The organism is Stenotrophomonas sp. SMYL20, assembly GCF_036320045.1.
Lineage (GTDB): Bacteria > Pseudomonadota > Gammaproteobacteria > Xanthomonadales > Xanthomonadaceae > Stenotrophomonas > Stenotrophomonas maltophilia_A.
The window spans coordinates 33,838-52,741 of record NZ_JAWIRT010000027.1; the positions used below are offsets into that span (position 1 = coordinate 33,838).

The following is an 18,904-nucleotide window of genomic DNA, read 5'->3' on the forward strand; positions in this document are numbered from 1 at the left end:
CCCCCGCGCCCCCCCCCCCGGGCGGCGCGGCCCGGGCCCCCCCACCCCGGGGACCCCCGGGGGGGGGGGGGCGCCCCCCCGCCCCCGCCACTACCGGAAAGCCGTCAGCCGTGCAGGGCGCGGGCGTGGTGGGCGATGTGCTCGCCGATGAAACTGGCGATGAAGTAGTAGCTGTGGTCGTAGCCCGGCTGCAGGCGCAGGGTCAGCGGATGACCGGCGGCATCACAGGCCTGCTGCAGGCGCTGCGGTTGCAGCTGGGTCCGCAGGAATTCGTCCGCCTCGCCCTGGTCGACCAGCAACGGCAGGCGCTCAGTGGCCACGGCGACCAGTTCGCTGGCATCCCACTGCGCCCAGTCCGCCGGGTTGTCGCCCAGGTAGGCGTGGAAGGCCTTCTGCCCCCACGGCACGTGGCTGGGCGCAACGATCGGCGAGAACGCCGACACGCTGCGGTAGCGCCCCGGGTTGCGCAGCGCGATCACCAGCGCACCGTGACCGCCCATCGAGTGGCCGCTGATGCCGCGCGCATCGGTGACCGGGAAATTCGCCTCGATCAGTGCCGGCAGTTCCTGCGCCACGTAGTCGTGCATGCGGTAGTGCTTCGCCCACGGTGCACGGGTGGCATTGAGGTAGAACCCCGCCCCCTTGCCCAGGTCATAGCCCTCGGCATCGGCCACGTCATCGCCGCGTGGGCTGGTATCGGGCGCGACGATGATCACGCCATGCTCGGCCGCGTAGCGCTGCGCGCCCGCCTTGGTGATGACGTTCTGCTCGGTGCAGGTCAGCCCGCTCAGCCAGTACAGCACCGGCAGTTTCTGCGTTTCCGCCTGCGGCGGCAGGTACACGGCGAACTGCATGTCGCAGCCCAGCGTGGTGGAATGATGCCGGTAGACGTCCTGCCAGCCGCCGAAACAGGCGCGGTGTTCAATACGTTCCATGGTGCTCTCCTGCGCGGCGCGTCAGCGCACGCGTGCTTCTGGTAGATGCCGACCTTGGTCGGCTTATCCACGCGCGGCGTGGATGCCTTTGTTGATCCGTTCATCCAGCTGCGCCAGCAGGCGCAGCAACGATTCGACGCCAGGCTGGCCATCAAGATTGCGCCAGGCCGCCACGGCCACATCGCTGCGCGGCGGCCACTGTCCGGCTGCGCGCGCTTCATGAAGGCGCGGCAGGAATACCTGCGCAAGCCACTGCTCGAACGGCATGCCATCGTCGCTGCCGAAGGCCGAGGTCACCGCACGCGGTGGCCCCACCTCCCCCACTACCCAACCCAGCGCACGCAACGCCTGCTCGATCGGAACCACCAGGGCCGCGCGCGGGTCTTCCGCACGCGGCCGGCGCAGGGCATCCAGCCAGCCCATGACGCGGCTCAGTAGTGGACCACCGAACGGATCGACTTGCCTTCGTGCATCAGGTCGAAGGCTTCGTTGATCTTGTCCAGGTCCATGGTGTGGGTGACGAACGGTGCCAGTTCGATATCGCCCTTCATCGCGTCCTCCACCATGCCCGGCAACTGGCTGCGGCCCTTCACGCCGCCGAAGGCGGTGCCCATCCACTTGCGCCCGGTCACCAGCTGGAACGGACGGGTGGAGATCTCCTGGCCCGAACCGGCCACGCCGATCACCACGCTCTGGCCCCAGCCACGGTGCGCGCATTCCAGCGCCGCGCGCATCACGTTGACGTTGCCGATGCACTCGAAGCTGTGGTCCACGCCCCAGGTGGTCATCTCGACGATGACCTGCTGGATCGGCTTGTCGTAGTCCTTCGGGTTGATGCAGTCGGTGGCGCCGAATTCGCGCGCCAGTTCGAACTTGGACGGGTTGGTGTCCACCGCGATGATGCGGCCGGCCTTGGCCTGGCGCGCGCCCTGGATCACCGCCAGGCCGATGCCGCCGAGGCCGAACACCGCCACGCTGTCGCCTTCCTGCACCTTGGCGGTGTTGTGCACCGCGCCGATGCCGGTGGTGACGCCACAACCGAGCAGGCAGACGTGCTCCGGGTTCGCGTCCGGATTGATCTTCGCCAGCGAGACTTCGGCCACCACGGTGTACTCGCTGAAGGTCGAGCAACCCATGTAGTGGTACAGCGGCTCGCCGTTGTAGCTGAAGCGGCTGGTGCCGTCGGGCATCACGCCCTTGCCCTGGGTGGCACGCACCGACACGCACAGGTTGGTCTTGCCGCTCTTGCAGAACAGGCACTCGCCACACTCGGCGGTGTACAGCGGAATCACGTGGTCGCCGGGCTTGACGCTGGTCACGCCCTCACCGACCTCCACCACGATGCCGGCGCCTTCATGGCCCAGCACCACCGGGAACAGGCCTTCCGGATCATCGCCGGACAGGGTGAAGGCATCGGTATGGCAGACACCGGTGTGGGTGATCTTGACCAGCACCTCGCCCTTCTTCGGCGGGGCAACGTCGATCTCGACGATCTGCAGCGGCTGGCCGGGACCAAAGGCGACGGCGGCACGGGACTTCATGGTGGACTCTCCAGACATAGGGAAAACGGGATGTATGGCGCGGTGATGCGCCATCGCTTACTTCAGGTACGAGCGGATCAATGCGCTCATGTCGCGCACGCGTTCGGCGCGCTGTTCATCGGAGGCCGCAGGCTGGCCGAACTCCTCGCGCAGATGGGCCTCCATCACCTCGGACATCAGGCCATTGACCGCGCCACGGATGGCGGCGATCTGCTGCAGCACCGGCCCGCAGTCGGCACCGGCTTCCAGCGCGCGATCCAGCGCATCGCACTGGCCGCGGATGCGGCGCACGCGGGCCAGGACCTTCTTCTTCTCTTCGGGGGAGTGCGGCATGGCGGGGCCACCTCGGAACTATACTGGGGGATAGTATACACAGAGGGGCGAATGAAGCCATCTGGTGCTGCCGAGGCATGCCCCAGGGACAGATCAGCCCAGAATATGAATGAACAATAAATAGATTCATTTGTTACTTTTTCATGACGTAGGGTGTCGCATTCGACCCTGCGTTTACCCCTGAGTCACATTGGCGTGACCAGGGAGAAATCATGTACCGACCGTTGTTCGCCCGCAGTCGCTTGTCTGTCGCGCTGGGTTCGGCATTGGTGCTGGTGGCCGCCGCACCGGCCATGGCGCAGCAGGCCGCCACGCAGGAACAGAAGGCCGAGCCCGCCAGCAGCAAGACCCCCGTGCAGCTGGACCGGATGACCGTCACCGGCTCGCGCATCTACCGCGCCGGTTTCGACACGCTCGAGCCCGCCGCGGTGGTCAGCCGTGAATCGATCGAGAACTATGGAGACACCAACCTCATCGATGCCCTGACCCGGATTCCCGGGGTCAGTGCCGGCGTCAGTTCGCGCGGCGACCAGGCCGGCTTCGGTGCAGGCGTCAACTTCGCCAGCAAGTTCGGGCTGGGCAGCAATCGCCTGCTGACCCTGGTCAATGGACGCCGCTTCGTCACCTCTACACCGCCCACCATCTTCGGAGCCGGCGGCGGCTCGGGCATCCAGGTCGACATGAACGCCATTCCCAGCGTCATGGTGCAACGCATTGAAAGCCTGAGCGTTGGCGGTGCCCCCACCTATGGCTCGGATGCGATCTCCGGCGTCAACAACATCATCCTGCGCGACCGGTTCGAGGGTGCCGAAGTCGAACTGGGCTACGGCAGGACCAGCAAGAACGACAACGAGCGCTACTCCTGGTCGGCCATCTTCGGTACCGACTTCGCTGATGGCCGTGGCCACATCGTGGTGGCGGCGGAACTGGACAATGCCGATGGGGTGAACGCGCTGCAACGCGATTTCTACCGCCAGGGCTACAGCCTGCAGGCCAATCCCACGGCGGCCAATGCCACTGCCCAGCCCCTGCGCCGGCCGACCAATGATGGCCGCATCGACGGCAGCATTCCGTTCAACACCGGGCCCCGCGATGGTATCCCCGACCAGGTCTGGATCCGCAACCGGCGCATTGCCAGCATGACCTTCGGTGGCCTGGTGATGCCGGCGACCGGCAGCTACACGCGCAACGGCCTGGGCGACATCCTTGGCTTCGGCCCGAACAAAGACAAACTGTGGCAGTTCAACAACGAGGGCAAGCTGGTCGAGTTCAATCCCGGCACCAGCTACGCGGGCGGCAACGCCTCCGGCGGTGACGGCCTGAACCTGTTCGAGACGGTGCCGCTGATCGCCGACCTCGAACGACGCTCGGTGTTCTCCACCGGCAGCTTCGACTTCACCGACAACGTGCGTGGCTTCTTCGAACTTTCGCGATACGAAGCGACCGCCCGCGAAACCCTCGACCAGAACGTCTACAACGCGGTGTCCTTCGGCAATGCGCGCCTGGACGGCGGCGGTACCGCCAGCGGTGCACTGACCTTCAGCGCCAGCAATCCGTTCCTCAGTGCGGAAACCCGCAAGATCCTCGCCGACAACGGCATCACCTCGTTCCGCCTGTCGCGATCTTCGCGCGACCTGTCGATGAACAACGCCAGCACCGAAACCCGCCTGACCCGTGCGGTGCTCGGCCTGAACGGCTTCTTCGAGGTCGGAAAGCGCAGCTTCAACTGGGAAGCCAGCGTCACCCACGGCCGCGGTGACTTCGACTACCTCGGCACTGGCCTGATCCAGCAGAACTTCATCAATGCGATCAACGTCACCACCGACGCCAGCGGCCGCATCATCTGTGATGCCACCCGCCCGGGCACCACGGCCGATGCGAACTGCCGCCCGCTGAATCTGTTCGGCGAGAACCAGGCGTCGCGCGAAGCCCTGGACTATGTCTCCACCCGGACCGTGGCCAAGGCGCAGACCCGCCAGACCGTCATCAATGCGTCGGTATCCGGCGGCCTGTTCGATCTTCCCGGCGGCGAGCTGTCCGCGGCGGCCGGCTTCGAGCACCGCCGCGAAGAAGGCTCCTTCACCCCCAGCGAGTACCAGCGCCTGGGCCAGGGCCGTTCGGTGCCGACCCAGGCGGCCGAGGGCAAGTACCACACCAACGAAGTGTTCGCCGAAGTGCTGGCACCGCTGTTCAATCCCGACTGGGATATCCCGGGCCTGCATCGCCTGGACCTGACCGCCAAGTTCCGCCGCGTCGACAATTCCGTCGCCGGCGCGTTCAATGCGTTCACCTACGGCATCCAGTACGAACCGATCGCCGGCCTGCAGCTGCGCGGCAACAAGACCCAGTCACTGCGCGCGCCCTCCATCGCCGAGCTCTACACCACCCAGCAGCCGGCCTACTACAACATCCCGGAAGTGTGCTCGCTGGACAACATCAGCGGCGGCTCCAATCCGGCGGTGCGTCGCCGCAACTGCCAGGCGTTCTTCGCCGCCTACCCGGGTGCCGATCCGAACACTTTCCGCCAGCAGCCGACCAATACGCTGGGCTCGACCAACGGCAGCACCCGCCTGCAGAACGAAACGGCGAAGTCGTGGACGGCCGGCATCGTGTTCGCGCCGGAATGGATCCCGGGCCTGCGCGTCGCCGCCGACTGGTATGACATCAAGATCAACAACGTGATCACGTCGCTGAGCGCCAACGACATCATCACCGGTTGCTTCGACACTGCCGACTTCAACGCCGCCAACGTCCCCAACGCCAACCGCTTCTGCAGCCTGGTGACGCGTGATCCGAACACCGGCGTGGCTACCAGCATCAAGACCGAGTATGGCAACGGCCCGGTGCTGATGTTCCGTGGCTGGACCGCCGAAGTCGGCTACCGTTGGGACCTGTCGCGCTTCGGCGTACTGGACCTGGACTTCTACGGCTACATGCCGAAGAACCGTGGCCAGGCCGCGAACCGGGACGTGCCGTTCGTCGAACAGGCGGGCAGCTTCAACGAGCCCAAGCGCCAGTTCCGTTGGACGGCCCAGCATCGCATCGGCAACTGGAACTACGGCGTGGCCTCCAACTACACCAGCCGCGCCCAGTACACGATGACCGATACCCCGGAAAGCCGTCAGTACTTCTACCGCGACAGCTGGACCACCTGGGACGCCAACGTCACCTACGGCATCACCGACGCCGCGCGCGTGACGTTGTCGGTGATCAACGTGGGCGATGACATCGGGCCGTTCCCGTATGTACTGGATGCACTGGGCCGTCGCTACATGGCCAGCCTGCGCTACAACTTCAAGTAGGCCGGGCGCAGCGTTTCCACAGGCGGGGCCCGGTGTACGGGCCCCGCTCAATCAAACAGACCTTGTTCCGCCAACCGGGTCAACTCATCCACCACATAGCGCACCTTCGGCCGCAGGTGACGCGTCGGTGGCCACAGCGCATGGATGTCGATGTGCCGCTGCATGTGTTCGTCCAGCACCGATTGCAGCACGCCGGAATCGAGATGGCGGCGCACCAGTGAAATGGGCATCTGGCAGATGCCGAGGCCGGCGATGGCCGCTTCGATCACCGCGTCGCCATCATTGAGTTGATAGGGCGCACTGGGAATGAACGTTCCCTCGTCCTCCTCGCTGCCGATCCGCCACCAGATCGGTTGCCCGTGGCGGAAGCCGACGATGCTGCGGTGCTGCGCCAGTTCCTGCACCGTGCGCGGCACACCATGCGCCTGCAGGTACGCCGGCGATGCGCAGGTGACCAGGCGCTGGCGCCCCAGCCGGCGCGCGACCAGGTGCTCGGCCTGGTGCAGCCCACCGAAACGGATCAGCAGGTCGATGCCCTCTTCGACCGGATCGACGAAGTGATCGGTGAAGGTCATCGTCAACTGCAGGTCCGGATACTGGCGGCACAACCGCAGCAGCACCGGCAGCACCACCAGCCGCCCGAACGAGGACGGCATGTCGATGCGCAGCCGCCCGCTGGGCAGGCCCGCCGAACCCAGACAGGCCTCGGCCGCGGAGATTTCTTCCAGCGCCGCCGCACAGGAGGCGTAGTACGCCTCGCCATCAGTGGTCAGTGCGATGCGCCGCGTAGTGCGATGGAACAGGCGCACCCCCAGCCGCGCTTCCAGACGGGCGATGGCCTTGCCCACCGCCGAGCGCGAGATGCCCAGCGCGTCTGCCGCCTCGGTGAAGCTGCCCGAGCGTGCGGTCGTGACGAACGTCACCAGGCCATTCAAGGATTCCAGCGGCAGCATCGTTCGCACTCCATTGGGGACAAATATTCCCCCACCAAGGGAGATCGAAGCGCTTTATGCGCCCGCATGTCAACTCCATCCTGTGTGCATCGCGCCGCTGGCGCTCTTCCCCGTACCGAGATGACCAACATGACCGCCGCCCTGTTCCGCCCGTTCGACCTGACAGGCATCGCCCTGCGCAACCGCATCGCGATGGCGCCGATGACCCGTGCCCGCAACCCCGGCTCGGTCGCCAATGAGCTCACCGCGCAGTACTACCGGCAGCGTGCCAGCGCCGGCCTGATCATCAGCGAAGGCACGCCGGTCTCGCCGCAGGGCCAGGGCTACATCGACGTGCCCGGCATCTGGTCGGCGGCACAGGTGGCGGGCTGGAAGCAGGTGACCGACGCCGTGCACGCCGAACAGGGCACGATCTTCGCCCAGCTCTGGCACGTCGGCCGCATGTCGCATGCCTCGCTGCAGCCTGAGGGCGGACAACCGGTCAGCGCCGGTACCCGCCCGGTGGCCAGCGCACCGAAGAACACCTCGTTCGTCTATCTGGACGACGGCAGCCGCGGCCATGCCGATCCCACCCCGGCACGTGCACTGGAGACTGCGGAGATCCCCGGCATCATTGCCGACTTCGCACGCGGCGCCGACAACGCCATCGCTGCCGGCTTCGATGGCATCGAACTGCATGCCGCCAACGGCTACCTGTTCGAGCAGTTCCTCAACCCGCTCATCAACGAGCGCGACGACCGCTACGGCGGCTCGCTGCCGAACCGCGCGCGATTGATCCTGGAGACGGTGGATGCGATGGCCGAGCGCATCGGCGCCCACCGCATCGGCGTGCGCCTGGCACCGAACAACCTCACCTTCGACATGCCGTTCTACCCCGACAACGAAGCCACCTATCTGTACCTGGCCGAGGAACTGGGCAAGCGCGGGCTGGCCTATGTGCACCTCAACGACAACCTGCAGGCGGGGCAGTCGGTGCTGGGCGAGGCGTTCCTGCAGCAGTTCAAGCAGGTCTACGGTGGCACGTTGATCCTGGCCGGTGGCATGACCCGCGAACGCGCCCTGCAGCTGGTCGAGGCCGGCACCATCGACCTGGCCGCATTCGGCCAGCCGTTCATCGCCAACCCGGATCTGGTCGAACGCCTGCAGCACAACGTCGCGCTGGCCACGCCCGACCGCAATACCTATTACGGTGGCGGCGAGGCAGGCTACCTCGACTACCCGCGCGCGCAGTAGAGCCACGCGATGCGTGGATGCGGGCGTACACTGCCCACCCGCATCCACCGGATCTGGCCATGGATACGCCCACCGCATCGTTCATCGTCAACCTCGATGTCCCCGATCTTGCCGCTGCCGAGGACTTCTACATCCGAGTCTTCGGCCTGCGCATCGGGCGCCGTCTAGGCCCAGGCGCCGTGGAGCTGCTCGGTGGGCCAACGCCGCTGTACCTGCTGCAGAACGAGGCCGGCAGCGCCGCCACCGAAGACGGCGACGTGCGCGACTACGAGCGCCATTGGACGCCGCTGCACCTGGACTGGGTGGTGGATGACATCGAGGCCGCACTGGCACGTGCGGTTGCGGCCGGAGCGACGCTTGAGCAGTCCGTGCGCGAGCGTCGCTGGGGGCGCATCGCCGTGCTGGCCGATCCGTTCGGGCATGGCTTCTGCCTGATCCAGTTCAGCGGCGAAGGCTACAACGCGCTGGTCGAATGACCGGTGCGCCGTTCACCACGGCAACGGCACTGCTTCACCGTTGGCGCGCTCACCGTAGTACAGCGACGGCAGCAGGCGCGAGAGGAAACTGAACTCCGTGTAGCAGTGCTTGAGCAGGCCCAGGCCGACCGCATCGCCGGCATCGCAGTGCGGATCGGTGCTGTCCAGGCCGAGCACGAAGCGGCTGCGCAGCACACAGCCAAACGGCGTATCGCGCGCCACGTGCAGCATCTGCCCGTCGCAGGGATCACCGTTTGCATCCAGGCGTACGTGATCTCCGAAGCCGATGCGCGCGGCGATCACCGCCGACACATCGCCTGCATCCTGTGCCACCTGCAGGCGCTCGGGCACCAGCAACGTGCGCGGGTCATGGAACTTCAAACGCGCCGCCACCGGCGGAATATCGGCCAGCGATTCCACCGCGTGGATGCTGGCACCGTGGTAGCTGCGTCCGCGCTGCCAGGCCGCGTCCCAGCCGCGATGCTCGACATGATCGACCGGATGCCACCAGCGGATGTGCTGTGTGGTCTCGAAGAAGGTGAACCACCAGTCCAGCATGCGGCCCTTGCAACCGTGCAGATCGGTACGCACCGCCACCAGCAGGGTGCCATCTTCGCGGCGCTGGATGCCGGTTTCCAAGCGCATCGGTGCGGGGTCGAGCAGATCGTGGTGGTCCAGCCAGGCGCGGGCGTTCACAGCGGTATCCATCGGGGTCTCCTGCATGTCGGGAGACCTGACAATACGGAAACGTTCTTCGTTTCGCAATTATCCGAATGCGGTAAGATGGGCGCAATGAACAGCACCACCCTGCCCGAGCCACCCTCACCAATCCGCCGCCGCGGCCGCCCTGCGCGGCCGGAAGCCGAAGTCCGCCACGCCGTGCTGCAGGCCACGCTGGAGCTGCTGCTGGCACAGGGTTACGAGGCCACCACCATCGAAGCGGTGGCGGCGCACGCCGGGGTAGCGAAGAAGACCGTGTACCGCCACGCCAGCAACCGCGAAGAACTGGTCGGGTTGGCCGTGCGCGAGTGGACCGACGGCTTCGCGCCGCAGTTGCAGCGCGATGCGCACGACGCCGATGAGGTGATGCCGTTGCTGCGGGCCATCCTGCAAGCGGTGTGCGCGCAGGCACTGTCGGCGCAGGCAGTGCAGGTATTCCGCCTGCTGGCCACCGACTTTCCCGGCAAGGACGCGCTGCTGCAGGCCTATCTGGACAATGGCATCGAACGCGGCCGTGCGCTGCTGGCCGACTGGCTGGCGCGTCAGCAGCAGCGCGGGCTGCTGCGCGAGGGAGATGCCGCGTGCATGGCGCGGCTGATCCTGGCGATGGCCGTGGCCGAGCCGCTGCGCGAACGCGTGATCGGTGTGGTGGCCGAGGATGCGCCGGTAGAGGTGCATCTGCGTGATTGCATGGCGTTGTTGGGGCCGGTGTTGCAGGCGCCGTAGTCAACCAGTAAGCCGCAGCTGTGTGCCACGCATTCAGGCGAAGCTACCTCGCAGGGCTCTTTGCAACTTCTTGTATGGCCTACTGGAAAGACTGCAGGGACTATTCGTGGTCGATCTCTTCGGCGCGGTCACATGCGATATCTCTTTTCCGAACTCTGCAATCTCCTGGGGCAACGAATCGATAGCGATCCGGTCCTTTCCATTGCCGAACGCATCGGAGCGAAGGAACCGAAGCCGACTTCCTTCGCGTACTCCAACTCTGTTGGCGGAATGTCTCACCGCCCCACGGGCCTGGAAATCAGCTGGAGTCACGAGGTTCTCGCACCCGAGTACTACCCGCCCCGGAAATCGGGCCGCCACTTCGTCTGCTGGGTAGACTCGATCTGGTTTGATCCGGCAACAGTAGACAACCTGCCTTTGCAGTTGTCTCCGACCTCCCTCGCTGAGGATTTGGTTGAGGCGGCTCCTCAACTCATTGTTGAAGATATGCCCAAGAGAACGGCCGCGGTGCTCACAACTCGTCCAGACTGCGTGCTTGCCCTCCCCAGTACGCCTCGGCGCTGGCAGATCAAACTTGCACAGATGCACCGCTACTCCTTGCCAAGCTACGCTGCGGCTGGAAATGATCGTCCAGGGCAGAATACCAATTCAGACAGGTGGGAATATTGGGATCAGGCTACCGCCTTCTTTCTCTACTGGTGCATTCTCAGAGGCTTCGCAAGCGAACGACATACCTGTGATCACGGCGCAGAAATCCAGAATCTACATCAGCAGCGCATGTCCGTGATGGACTACATCCGTGCGAACTGTTTTGAAGGCGAGCTGTGGAGCTGGGATATCCGCGAGCCCGTGCGCCATTTTACCTACATCTACTTTCATGCTCTCTGCAATCGCAACTCAGCACATCCTGGAATTGGAAGACCGGACAGGTGCCATCCCAACGACGATCTGAGCGCGGTGGTGAACCACCTGTCGAAGTGCGGGGTACCAAACGTAGATGACGAATGGCGGCTGTTCCGCCATTTCTCAACGATGCTGGACGCACGCTGGAAGGACTATCTTCTGACAGGACTTCAGACAGAAGTAAGCCGCCGCCAGACCGTCCAGCTCACGGCAATGTATCGGAAGATGGTGGACAACCTCTCCGCGGCCTCTGAACTGTCGTAGAAGTCCGAGTATTCATCGGTCCCCACGTATTGCGCGGAGATTCCTGGAGAGGCATCCACGCATGGCGTGGATCTACTGGTCTGGTCCTGGTGGACGCCATCCCGGTAGGTGCCGACCGTTGGTCGGCACCACATCATCCACCGCGATTCACTCGCGCAGCATATCCACGAACGCACGCAGCGCACCGGGCATCTGCCGCTGCTTCGGGTAGTACAGCGCGAAGCCGGCGAACGGCTCGCTCCAGTCTTCCAGCACCGCCACCATCTGCCCCGATTCGATGTAGGGCCGCGCGGTGTCTTCCAGCACGTAGGCCAGGCCGATGCCATCGAGTACCGCGCCGACCACGGTGCCCTGCTCGCCCAGCGTCAGCCGTCCGGGCACGTCGATCTCCAGCGCCTGCCCACCGCGCTCGAACTGCCACTTGTACAGGTGCCCGCTGGCGAAGCGGAAGCGGATGCATTCGTGCGCGGCCAGGTCGCGCGGATGCTGTGGCGCCGGATGCCGCCGCAGGTAGTCCGGCGAGCCGACAATCAGCCCGCGCAGCGGTGGCCCCATCGGCACTGCCACCATGTCCTCGGGTACGAACTCGTGCAGGCGCACGCCGGCGTCGTAGCCCTCGGCGACGATGTCGACCAGGCCGTCGTTCTCGGTCAGCTCCACCCGCACGTCGGGATGGGCGTGCAGGAAGCGCGCCAGCCGTGGTCCCAGCTGTGTCGCCACCGCCGCACGGGTGGCATTGATGCGCAGCAGGCCGGCCGGTGCGGCACGGAACTGGTTCATCTCCTCCAACGCATCGTGCACCTGCCCCAAGGCCGGCTGCAGGCGCTCCAGCAGGCGCTGTCCGGCCTCGGTCAGGGCCACGCTGCGGGTGGTGCGATGGAACAGGCCCACGCCCAACCGTTCTTCCAGCGCGCGGATCGCATAACTCACCGCCGAGGTCGACAGCGCCAGCTCGGCGCCGGCACGGCGGAAGCTGCGGTGGCGGGCGACTGCGGCGAACGCGGCCAGGTGGGAGAGATTGTCAGTGGCCATGATTGTGCAGTTTCACTTGATGAATCATGCCGATATCCGGGCTTTTTGCCGCTGGGTACGGGGCGTATTGTAAAGCGCCTTTCGACAAACCCTGCCAAGGATTCCCCATGTCCCTCGCCCGTGGTTACGCCGCCCATTCACATACCGACCCGCTGATCCCGTACGAATTCGAACGCCGCGCGGTCGGCCCGGACGATGTGCGCATCGAGATCCTCTACAGCGGCATCTGCCATTCGGACCTGCACCAGGCCCGCGACGACTGGGGTGGCTCGATCTACCCGATGGTGCCGGGCCACGAGATCATTGGCCGCGTCACCGAGGTCGGCAGCAACGTCACCCGCTTCAAGGTGGGCGACCACGCTGGCGTGGGCTGCATGGTCGACTCATGCCGCAACTGCGACGCCTGCGAGCACGACCTGGAGCAGTACTGCGCCGAAGGCGCGACCTGGACCTACAACGGCCGTGAACGCGAAAGCGGCGCGCCGACCTACGGCGGCTATTCCGACCACGTGGTGGTCGAACAGCGCTTCGTGGTGAAGGTGTCCGAAACGCTGGACCTGAAGGCCGCCGCCCCGCTGCTGTGCGCCGGCATCACCACCTGGTCGCCGCTGCGCCACTGGAAGGTCGGCCCGGGCCAGAAGGTCGGCGTGATCGGCCTCGGTGGCCTCGGCCACATGGGCGTGAAGTTCGCCAAGGCCCTCGGCGCGCACGTGGTGATGATCACCACCACGCCGGAAAAGGGTGCCGATGCCAAGCGCCTGGGCGCCGATGAAGTGCTGGTCTCGCGCGATGCCGCGCAGATGAAGGCGCACGCCGGCAGCTTCGACTTCCTGCTCAACACCATCCCGGTCGGCCATGACACCAACCCGTACATGGGCCTGCTCAAGCGCGAGGCCACCATGTGCCTGGTCGGCGTGCTGACCGAACTGGATCCGCCGCTGACCGGCGGCAGCGTGATCTTCGGCCGCAAGCACCTGACCGGCTCGGCGATCGGCGGCATGGCCGAAACCCAGGAAATGATGGATTTCTGCGCCGAGCACGGCATCGTCAGCGATGTCGAGATGATCGACATCAAGAACGTCAACGAAGCCTGGGAGCGCATGGCGAAGAACGATGTGCGCTACCGCTTCGTGATCGACATGGCGACGATGAAGAACGCCGCCTGATCGATCGGCAGCAGTGAACGAAGAACCCCGGCCCGCCCGGGGTTTTTGTTTGCGTTGCACGGCCCGTCCGCCGGGCATGGCCCGGCGCTACCGGAAAGATGACGGGTAGCGCCGGGCCATGCCCGGCGAGCGAAGCGGTTGCCTCCCTCCTTGGGCATGACGAAGATCAAGGACCCGGCCAGCAGCCGGGCGCAGACTCGCTGCATGGCCCGCCTGCCCTCCCCTGCGATGCTGATGCGCGCGCCGCACCGGCTGCTGTTCTTCATCGGCGCCAGCAACCTGCTGCTGGCAATGCTGTGGTGGGCGTTGTGGCTGGGCGCATTGCGCGGGTTGTGGACGCCGCAGCCACCGCCGCTGCCTCCGGCCTGGCTGCACGCGCTGCTGATGCAGTACCTGGTACTGCCCAGTTTCATCTTCGGCTTCCTGCTCACCGTGTTCCCGCGCTGGATGGCACAGCCGGAGCTGCCACGCAGCCGTTATGCGCCGGTCGGCATCGGCCTGTTTGGTGGGCAGGCGTTGCTGATTGCCGCCGCCTGCGGGTGGACACCCGGGCTGTGGCCCGGCCTGCTGCTGGCACTGGCCGGCTGGAGCGCCGGACTGATCGTGCTGGGACGCGTGCTCAAGGCCGCCGGTCCCAACCGCAACTGGCATGCGCGCGCCTGCTATGCCGCACTGCTGCTGGGCTGGCTGGGGCTGCTGCTGTTCATGGCGGTGGGGCGCGGCCACGCCACGCTGATGCCGGTCACGGTGGCACTCGGCACCTTCGGCCTGCTGCTACCGGTCTACCTCACCGTCGCGCACCGGATGATCCCGTTCTTCGCCAACAACGTGGTGGATGGCTATGTGGCGTGGCGCCCGCTGCGCTGGTTGGCTGCGATGTGGGCGCTGCTGATGCTGCGCCTGCTGTTGAGCGCGTTGCAGGTCGACCACCTGCTGTGGCTGGCCGATGCGCCGCTGCTGATGTTGTCGCTGCAGGCGCTATGGCACTGGTGGCCACGCGGGCCGATGCCGGGCCTGCTCGCGGCCCTGTTCCTGGCACTGGCGTGGCTGCCGATCAGCTTCGCGTTGTATCTGCTGCAGGACATCGGCCAGATGCTGGGCCATCCGCAACTGCTCGGCCGCGCGCCGCTGCATGCCCTCGCCGTGGGCCTGTTCGGCAGCCTGCTGGTGGCGATGGTGACCCGGGTCACCCAGGGCCATTCCGGCCGACCGCTGGTGATGCCGGCAGTGGCCTGGTTTGCGTTCGTCGCGCTGCAGGCGGTGGCGATCATGCGCATCGTCGCCGAACTGATGCCCGACGCCTATGCGTGGCATTTCGCCGCAGCCATCGGCTGGTTGCTGGCCTTGGCACCGTGGGTGGCGCGGCTGGGCTGGATCTACCTGAGCCCACGGCGCGACGGCAAGCCGGGCTGACATCACCGCCGGGCATGGCACCATGATGGGCATGTCCGATATCCCGCTCGATCCCACCGCAATCACTAGCTTCGCCGATGGCGACCCTGACGAGAATCCCTGGGTTCTCGGCGCGCCGCAGCCGGAAGCGCTGCAGGTGGTGCCTTGGTCCACGCTGTGGGCCGACCAGTTCGAGCAGCAGCGCACGCAGCTGCAGGCGACACTCGGCAACATCGCGCTGGGCATTGAACACGTCGGCTCCACCGCGGTGCCGGGCCTGCCGGCCAAACCGGTACTGGACATCGACCTGCTGGTTGCCGATTTCGCCGACGAAGCGGCCTGGCTGCCAGCGCTGCAGGCACTGGGCTACGTGCTTACCATCCGCGAACCCTCGTGGTACCAGCACCGCATGCTGCGACTGCACGTGCCGCGCGTGAACCTCCACGTGTTCGCACCTGGTTGCGCCGAGCACCTCCGCCACTGCTTGTTCCGCGATTGGCTGCGCAGCCATGAAGATGACCGCAGGCGCTATGCACGGGCCAAGCAGGCAGCACTGCAGGGCAATGCCAACGTGCAGGCCTACAACCGCAGCAAGCAGGATGTGGTTCGCGACATCTACGCGCGCCTGTTCGCAGCGCGCGGGTGGTGACGCAACGGCAGGTGCCGGCCCCGGTTGGCACCCGCCGGAACAGTGTCAGTACGCGAACTCGCGGAACACCGGATCGACGTCGCCGTGCCAGCGGCCATGGAACAGCGCCAGCTTGCGTTCGGCCGGGGTCAGGCCGGACTCGACGATCTCCTGCAGCACGTCCAGGAACTTGCTCTCGTCCTGGCCGTCGGCATTGCGGGCGGCGCGGCGCTTGAGGCCCTCCACTGAAATCTTCACCGCCTCGCGGGCCAGGTCGCGCACGCTGCCATTGCGGAACGGCAGGTTCATCGCATGCTTCGGCACGCCATCGCGCAGTGCATGGCGCTCGGCCAGGGTGAAATCACGTACCAGGTCCCAGGCGGCATCCAGTGCGGTGTCGTCGTACAACAAGCCCACCCAGAATGCCGGCAGCGCACACAGGCGGCTCCACGGGCCACCGTCGGCACCGCGCATTTCCAGATACTTCTTCAGGCGCACTTCCGGGAACGCGGTGGTCATGTGGTCCGACCAGTCGCGCAGCGTCGGCAGCGCGCCCGGCAGCACCGGCAGCTTGGCCTGCATGAAATCGCGGAAGCTCTGCCCGCTGGCGTCGTGGTAGATGCCATCGCGGTAGGAGAAATACATCGGCACGTCGAGCAGGTAATCGACATAGCGCTCGTAACCGAAGCCATCCTCGAACACGAAGTCGAGCATGCCGGTGCGGTCGGCGTCGGTGTCGGTCCAGATGTGCGAGCGGTAGCTCAGGTAGCCGTTGGGCTTGCCTTCGGTGAACGGCGAATCGGCGAACAGCGCGGTGGCGATCGGCTGCAGCGCCAGCGACACGCGGAACTTCTTCACCATGTCCGCTTCGGTGGCGTAGTCCAGGTTGACCTGCACCGTGCAGGTGCGGGTCATCATGTCCAGGCCCAGCGAGCCGACCTTGGGCATGTAGGCGCGCATGATCTTGTAGCGGCCCTTCGGCATCCACGGCATTTCATCGCGCTTCCATTTCGGCTGGAAGCCCATGCCGAGGAAGCCGAGCTGCAGCTCACCGGCCACCTGTGCCACTTCGTTGAGATGGGTGCCGGTCTCCACGCAGGTCTGGTGGATGGTCTCCAGCGCCGCGCCGGACAGTTCCAACTGACCGGCAGGTTCCAGCGTGACCGAGGCACCATCGCGCAGCAGGGCGATCGTGTTGCCGTTCTCCTGCACCGGCTCCCAGCCGAAGCGGACCAGGCCATTGAGCAGCGCTTCGATGCCGCGCTCGCCTTCAAAGGTCGGCGGGCGCAGGTCATCCAGGCGGAACCCGAACTTCTCGTGCTCGGTGCCGATGCGCCACTGCGCGCGGGGTTTCTCGCCGGAGGCGATCACCTCCACCAGCTGCGAGCGGTCGGTAATGGGTGTATCGGCGACGTGGCTGGGGCTCGACAAGGGGAAGGCTCGCTGGACAGTGGCGGGGGATGTGGGGCCCGGGGCCTTCCATCGCAAGGGCGCACTATAGCGTGGCGACCCGTTGCGTCATGCGACGGAGACGGTTTTCAGCATCCTACCGACGCCCTCTTGACCCTCGTACACTCGGGGCCATGAGCCGCCATTCACGACACCCCGAACTGCACCGCTCCGAGCGCGTCGGCTGGCTGCGTGCCGCCGTGCTGGGGGCCAACGATGGCATCGTCTCGGTGGCCGGCCTGGTGGTCGGCGTGGCCGCCAGCGGCGCCTCCGCGGCGACCATTCTGGCCACCGGCGTGGCTGGCACCGTGGCCGGCGCGATGTCGATGGCTGCTGGAGAGTATGTCTCCGTGCAGACCCAGGCCGACACCGAAGACGCCGACCTGGCGATGGAAAAGCGCGAACTGCACGAAGATCCGCACAGCGAACTGGAAGAGCTGGCCGCGATCTACCGCCACCGCGGCCTGGAGCCGGCACTGGCGCGGCAGGTGGCCGAACAGCTCACCGCCCACGATGCGCTGGGCGCCCACGCACGCGACGAGCTGGGCATCACCGATACCCTGCGCGCGCGCCCGCTGCAGGCAGCGCTGGCCTCGGCCGGCGCCTTCACCTGTGGTGCGGCACTGCCGGTGCTGACCGCGCTGCTCGCGCCGGTCGACAAGGTCGCGATGATGACCACCGCCAGCACCCTGCTCGGCCTGTGCCTGACCGGCGCGATGGCGGCCCAGGCCGGTGGCGCACCGCCGGTACGCGGCGCGATCCGGGTGATGTTCTGGGGCGCGTTGGCGATGGCCGCGGCCGCCGGCGTCGGTCGCCTGCTCGGCGCACACGTGACATGACCGCCATGCTGCCCCCGGCCACCGCACTGCTGGCCGAGATGGCCAGTCTGGCGGGCTGTGAGCGCGCCGAAGGCTATGCCTGCATCACCGCCCGTCGCGAGCATGGCGCCAGCTCGGTGGAGATTCCGCAACCGCAGTTCGCGATCCTGCTGGAAGGCCGCAAGCAGGTGCGCACCGCGCACCAGTCGCTGGAATTCATCCCCGGCGACATCCTGCTGCTGACCCAGCGCTGCCGCATCGATGTGGTCAACACGCCCGACCCGGGGACCGGCCGCTACCTCAGTGCCATCGTGCCGCTGTGTGCCGAAGTGCTGGCGGCCGCACGCACGCTGTGGAGCGAGGACCTTCCCGCCCCGGGCCAGGCGATGGCGCGACTGCCGTTGATCGATCATGGCGCCGTGCTGCGCCAGTGGCGGCAATCGCTGCAGGACGGCCGTTACAGCGAAGCGCGGCTGGCCCTGGCCTCGCTGGTAATGACCCTGTGCCGGCAGGGTCATGGCAACCTGCTGCTGCCGCAGGCACCGAGCCTGGGCGAACAGATCCGCGACCGCATCGCCGCCGAACCGGCACGCGACTGGCAGTCGCGCGATGTGGAAGAACAGTTCGCGCTGAGCGGCGCGACCCTGCGTCGTCGCCTCGCCGCCGAGGACACCAGCCTGCGCCAGCTGCTCACCGAGGCCAGGCTGGCGCATGGCATGCAGCTGCTCTACACCACGGACCTGCCATTGAAGACCGTCGCAGCACGCGCGGGCTACCGGTCTGCGGCGAGCTTCAGCAAGCGCTTCGCCGAGCAGTACGGACTGGCTCCCACAGACATTTGAGGGGGTTCGGCAGGGCTGCGCCCTGCACCCGCAGAGGCAACGGCAACGGCCGAAGCAACAGCAACAGCAACAGCAACAGCGGCTATCCGAGGGAAGGCGGGGCGGTGTGGGTGGGCAGGACACGCCGTAAACCCATCCATGGGGGCTCGATGGCGCCATCCATGGCGCCAACGGTCCTGCCCACCCACACC

18 protein-coding genes are annotated in these 18,904 nt (G+C 66.4%); 10 read left to right on the top strand and 8 right to left on the bottom strand.

The features are described 5' to 3' along the window. Window positions 1-104: 104 nt before the first annotated feature. The 4 genes from fghA to frmR all read right to left on the bottom strand — a co-directional run bounded on the left by fghA (window position 105) and on the right by frmR (window position 2,809). Window positions 105-935, bottom strand: a complete 831-nt coding sequence (fghA, locus tag V3B48_RS18010) for an S-formylglutathione hydrolase (RefSeq protein ID WP_121504399.1) — start codon at window positions 933-935, stop codon at window positions 105-107. A gap of 63 nt (window positions 936-998) precedes the next feature. Beyond that, window positions 999-1,358: a YqcC family protein gene (locus tag V3B48_RS18015; RefSeq protein ID WP_012512081.1), complete on the bottom strand. Its 360-nt coding sequence runs from the start codon at window positions 1,356-1,358 to the stop codon at window positions 999-1,001. Between the two features lie 8 nt (window positions 1,359-1,366). Beyond that, entirely contained in the window at window positions 1,367-2,476 is a 1,110-nt protein-coding gene (locus tag V3B48_RS18020; RefSeq protein WP_012512082.1) for an S-(hydroxymethyl)glutathione dehydrogenase/class III alcohol dehydrogenase, read from the bottom strand. A 57-nt stretch (window positions 2,477-2,533) separates the two neighbouring features. Further along, window positions 2,534-2,809, bottom strand: coding sequence for a formaldehyde-responsive transcriptional repressor FrmR (gene frmR / locus V3B48_RS18025; RefSeq protein WP_005411009.1), 276 nt, complete (start codon window positions 2,807-2,809; stop codon window positions 2,534-2,536). Between the two features lie 212 nt (window positions 2,810-3,021). Here frmR and V3B48_RS18030 point away from each other — a divergent pair, with 212 nt between their 5' ends. Further along, window positions 3,022-6,111 carry a TonB-dependent receptor gene (locus tag V3B48_RS18030; protein WP_329894171.1) on the top strand — a complete coding sequence of 1,030 codons (3,090 nt, stop codon included), beginning with the start codon at window positions 3,022-3,024 and terminating at the stop codon, window positions 6,109-6,111. A 47-nt stretch (window positions 6,112-6,158) separates the two neighbouring features. Here the strand turns inward: V3B48_RS18030 and V3B48_RS18035 are convergent, their stop codons facing one another. Beyond that, window positions 6,159-7,064 (bottom strand): LysR family transcriptional regulator, encoded by a 906-nt coding sequence (locus V3B48_RS18035; RefSeq protein ID WP_049461842.1) that lies wholly within the window; start codon window positions 7,062-7,064, stop codon window positions 6,159-6,161. A gap of 129 nt (window positions 7,065-7,193) precedes the next feature. On the opposite strand from V3B48_RS18035, the gene V3B48_RS18040 reads away from it, so the two are divergent. Together V3B48_RS18040 and V3B48_RS18045 are read left to right on the top strand one after the other, a co-directional pair. Then, the gene (locus V3B48_RS18040; RefSeq protein ID WP_329894172.1) at window positions 7,194-8,297 is read left to right on the top strand and encodes an alkene reductase; all 1,104 of its coding nucleotides are present in this window, start codon (window positions 7,194-7,196) and stop codon (window positions 8,295-8,297) included. 59 nt (window positions 8,298-8,356) lie between these two features. Next, window positions 8,357-8,773: a VOC family protein gene (locus tag V3B48_RS18045; RefSeq protein ID WP_329894173.1), complete on the top strand. Its 417-nt coding sequence runs from the start codon at window positions 8,357-8,359 to the stop codon at window positions 8,771-8,773. Between the two features lie 12 nt (window positions 8,774-8,785). Here the strand turns inward: V3B48_RS18045 and V3B48_RS18050 are convergent, their stop codons facing one another. Further along, a complete protein-coding gene (locus V3B48_RS18050) occupies window positions 8,786-9,481 on the bottom strand; it encodes a hydrolase (protein ID WP_107433164.1) in 696 nt (231 codons plus the stop codon). Window positions 9,482-9,556: 75 nt separating this feature from the next. On the opposite strand from V3B48_RS18050, the gene V3B48_RS18055 reads away from it, so the two are divergent. Further along, window positions 9,557-10,219 carry a TetR/AcrR family transcriptional regulator gene (locus V3B48_RS18055; protein WP_329894174.1) on the top strand — a complete coding sequence of 221 codons (663 nt, stop codon included), beginning with the start codon at window positions 9,557-9,559 and terminating at the stop codon, window positions 10,217-10,219. Window positions 10,220-10,351: 132 nt separating this feature from the next. Continuing rightward, the gene (locus V3B48_RS18060; RefSeq protein WP_329894175.1) at window positions 10,352-11,386 is read left to right on the top strand and encodes a hypothetical protein; all 1,035 of its coding nucleotides are present in this window, start codon (window positions 10,352-10,354) and stop codon (window positions 11,384-11,386) included. Window positions 11,387-11,533: 147 nt separating this feature from the next. Here V3B48_RS18060 and V3B48_RS18065 read toward each other — a convergent pair whose 3' ends face one another. Then, window positions 11,534-12,418, bottom strand: coding sequence for a LysR family transcriptional regulator (locus tag V3B48_RS18065; RefSeq protein ID WP_049400266.1), 885 nt, complete (start codon window positions 12,416-12,418; stop codon window positions 11,534-11,536). Window positions 12,419-12,525: 107 nt separating this feature from the next. Between V3B48_RS18065 and V3B48_RS18070 the strand changes: the two genes are divergently transcribed. The 3 genes from V3B48_RS18070 to V3B48_RS18080 all read left to right on the top strand — a co-directional run bounded on the left by V3B48_RS18070 (window position 12,526) and on the right by V3B48_RS18080 (window position 15,625). Then, the gene (locus V3B48_RS18070; RefSeq protein WP_279913140.1) at window positions 12,526-13,584 is read left to right on the top strand and encodes an NAD(P)-dependent alcohol dehydrogenase; all 1,059 of its coding nucleotides are present in this window, start codon (window positions 12,526-12,528) and stop codon (window positions 13,582-13,584) included. Window positions 13,585-13,740: 156 nt separating this feature from the next. After that, entirely contained in the window at window positions 13,741-14,997 is a 1,257-nt protein-coding gene (locus tag V3B48_RS18075; RefSeq protein ID WP_329894176.1) for an NnrS family protein, read from the top strand. A gap of 31 nt (window positions 14,998-15,028) precedes the next feature. Then, entirely contained in the window at window positions 15,029-15,625 is a 597-nt protein-coding gene (locus tag V3B48_RS18080) for a GrpB family protein (protein WP_329894177.1), read from the top strand. A 45-nt stretch (window positions 15,626-15,670) separates the two neighbouring features. On the opposite strand, the gene V3B48_RS18085 is transcribed toward V3B48_RS18080, so the two are convergent. Further along, entirely contained in the window at window positions 15,671-17,035 is a 1,365-nt protein-coding gene (locus V3B48_RS18085; protein ID WP_107433170.1) for a glutamate--cysteine ligase, read from the bottom strand. A 152-nt stretch (window positions 17,036-17,187) separates the two neighbouring features. On the opposite strand from V3B48_RS18085, the gene V3B48_RS18090 reads away from it, so the two are divergent. Together V3B48_RS18090 and V3B48_RS18095 are read left to right on the top strand one after the other, a co-directional pair. Then, window positions 17,188-17,892, top strand: coding sequence for a VIT family protein (locus V3B48_RS18090; protein ID WP_032129894.1), 705 nt, complete (start codon window positions 17,188-17,190; stop codon window positions 17,890-17,892). Then, window positions 17,889-18,713: a helix-turn-helix transcriptional regulator gene (locus V3B48_RS18095; RefSeq protein ID WP_121504390.1), complete on the top strand. Its 825-nt coding sequence runs from the start codon at window positions 17,889-17,891 to the stop codon at window positions 18,711-18,713. The genes V3B48_RS18090 and V3B48_RS18095 overlap by 4 nt, the downstream gene beginning before the upstream one ends. Window positions 18,714-18,904 lie beyond the last annotated feature (191 nt).

Bases quoted from the DNA above. Each gene is read 5' to 3' on its own strand.
- fghA (WP_121504399.1), bottom strand. From the start codon at position 935: ATGGAACGTATTGAACACCGCGCCTGTTTCGGCGGCTGGCAGGACGTC.
- V3B48_RS18015 (WP_012512081.1), bottom strand. From the start codon at position 1,358: ATGGGCTGGCTGGATGCCCTGCGCCGGCCGCGTGCGGAAGACCCGCGC.
- V3B48_RS18020 (WP_012512082.1), bottom strand. From the start codon at position 2,476: ATGAAGTCCCGTGCCGCCGTCGCCTTTGGTCCCGGCCAGCCGCTGCAG.
- frmR (WP_005411009.1), bottom strand. From the start codon at position 2,809: ATGCCGCACTCCCCCGAAGAGAAGAAGAAGGTCCTGGCCCGCGTGCGC.
- V3B48_RS18030 (WP_329894171.1), top strand. From the start codon at position 3,022: ATGTACCGACCGTTGTTCGCCCGCAGTCGCTTGTCTGTCGCGCTGGGT.
- V3B48_RS18035 (WP_049461842.1), bottom strand. From the start codon at position 7,064: ATGCTGCCGCTGGAATCCTTGAATGGCCTGGTGACGTTCGTCACGACC.
- V3B48_RS18040 (WP_329894172.1), top strand. From the start codon at position 7,194: ATGACCGCCGCCCTGTTCCGCCCGTTCGACCTGACAGGCATCGCCCTG.
- V3B48_RS18045 (WP_329894173.1), top strand. From the start codon at position 8,357: ATGGATACGCCCACCGCATCGTTCATCGTCAACCTCGATGTCCCCGAT.
- V3B48_RS18050 (WP_107433164.1), bottom strand. From the start codon at position 9,481: ATGGATACCGCTGTGAACGCCCGCGCCTGGCTGGACCACCACGATCTG.
- V3B48_RS18055 (WP_329894174.1), top strand. From the start codon at position 9,557: ATGGGCGCAATGAACAGCACCACCCTGCCCGAGCCACCCTCACCAATC.
- V3B48_RS18060 (WP_329894175.1), top strand. From the start codon at position 10,352: ATGCGATATCTCTTTTCCGAACTCTGCAATCTCCTGGGGCAACGAATC.
- V3B48_RS18065 (WP_049400266.1), bottom strand. From the start codon at position 12,418: ATGGCCACTGACAATCTCTCCCACCTGGCCGCGTTCGCCGCAGTCGCC.
- V3B48_RS18070 (WP_279913140.1), top strand. From the start codon at position 12,526: ATGTCCCTCGCCCGTGGTTACGCCGCCCATTCACATACCGACCCGCTG.
- V3B48_RS18075 (WP_329894176.1), top strand. From the start codon at position 13,741: ATGACGAAGATCAAGGACCCGGCCAGCAGCCGGGCGCAGACTCGCTGC.
- V3B48_RS18080 (WP_329894177.1), top strand. From the start codon at position 15,029: ATGTCCGATATCCCGCTCGATCCCACCGCAATCACTAGCTTCGCCGAT.
- V3B48_RS18090 (WP_032129894.1), top strand. From the start codon at position 17,188: ATGAGCCGCCATTCACGACACCCCGAACTGCACCGCTCCGAGCGCGTC.
- V3B48_RS18095 (WP_121504390.1), top strand. From the start codon at position 17,889: ATGACCGCCATGCTGCCCCCGGCCACCGCACTGCTGGCCGAGATGGCC.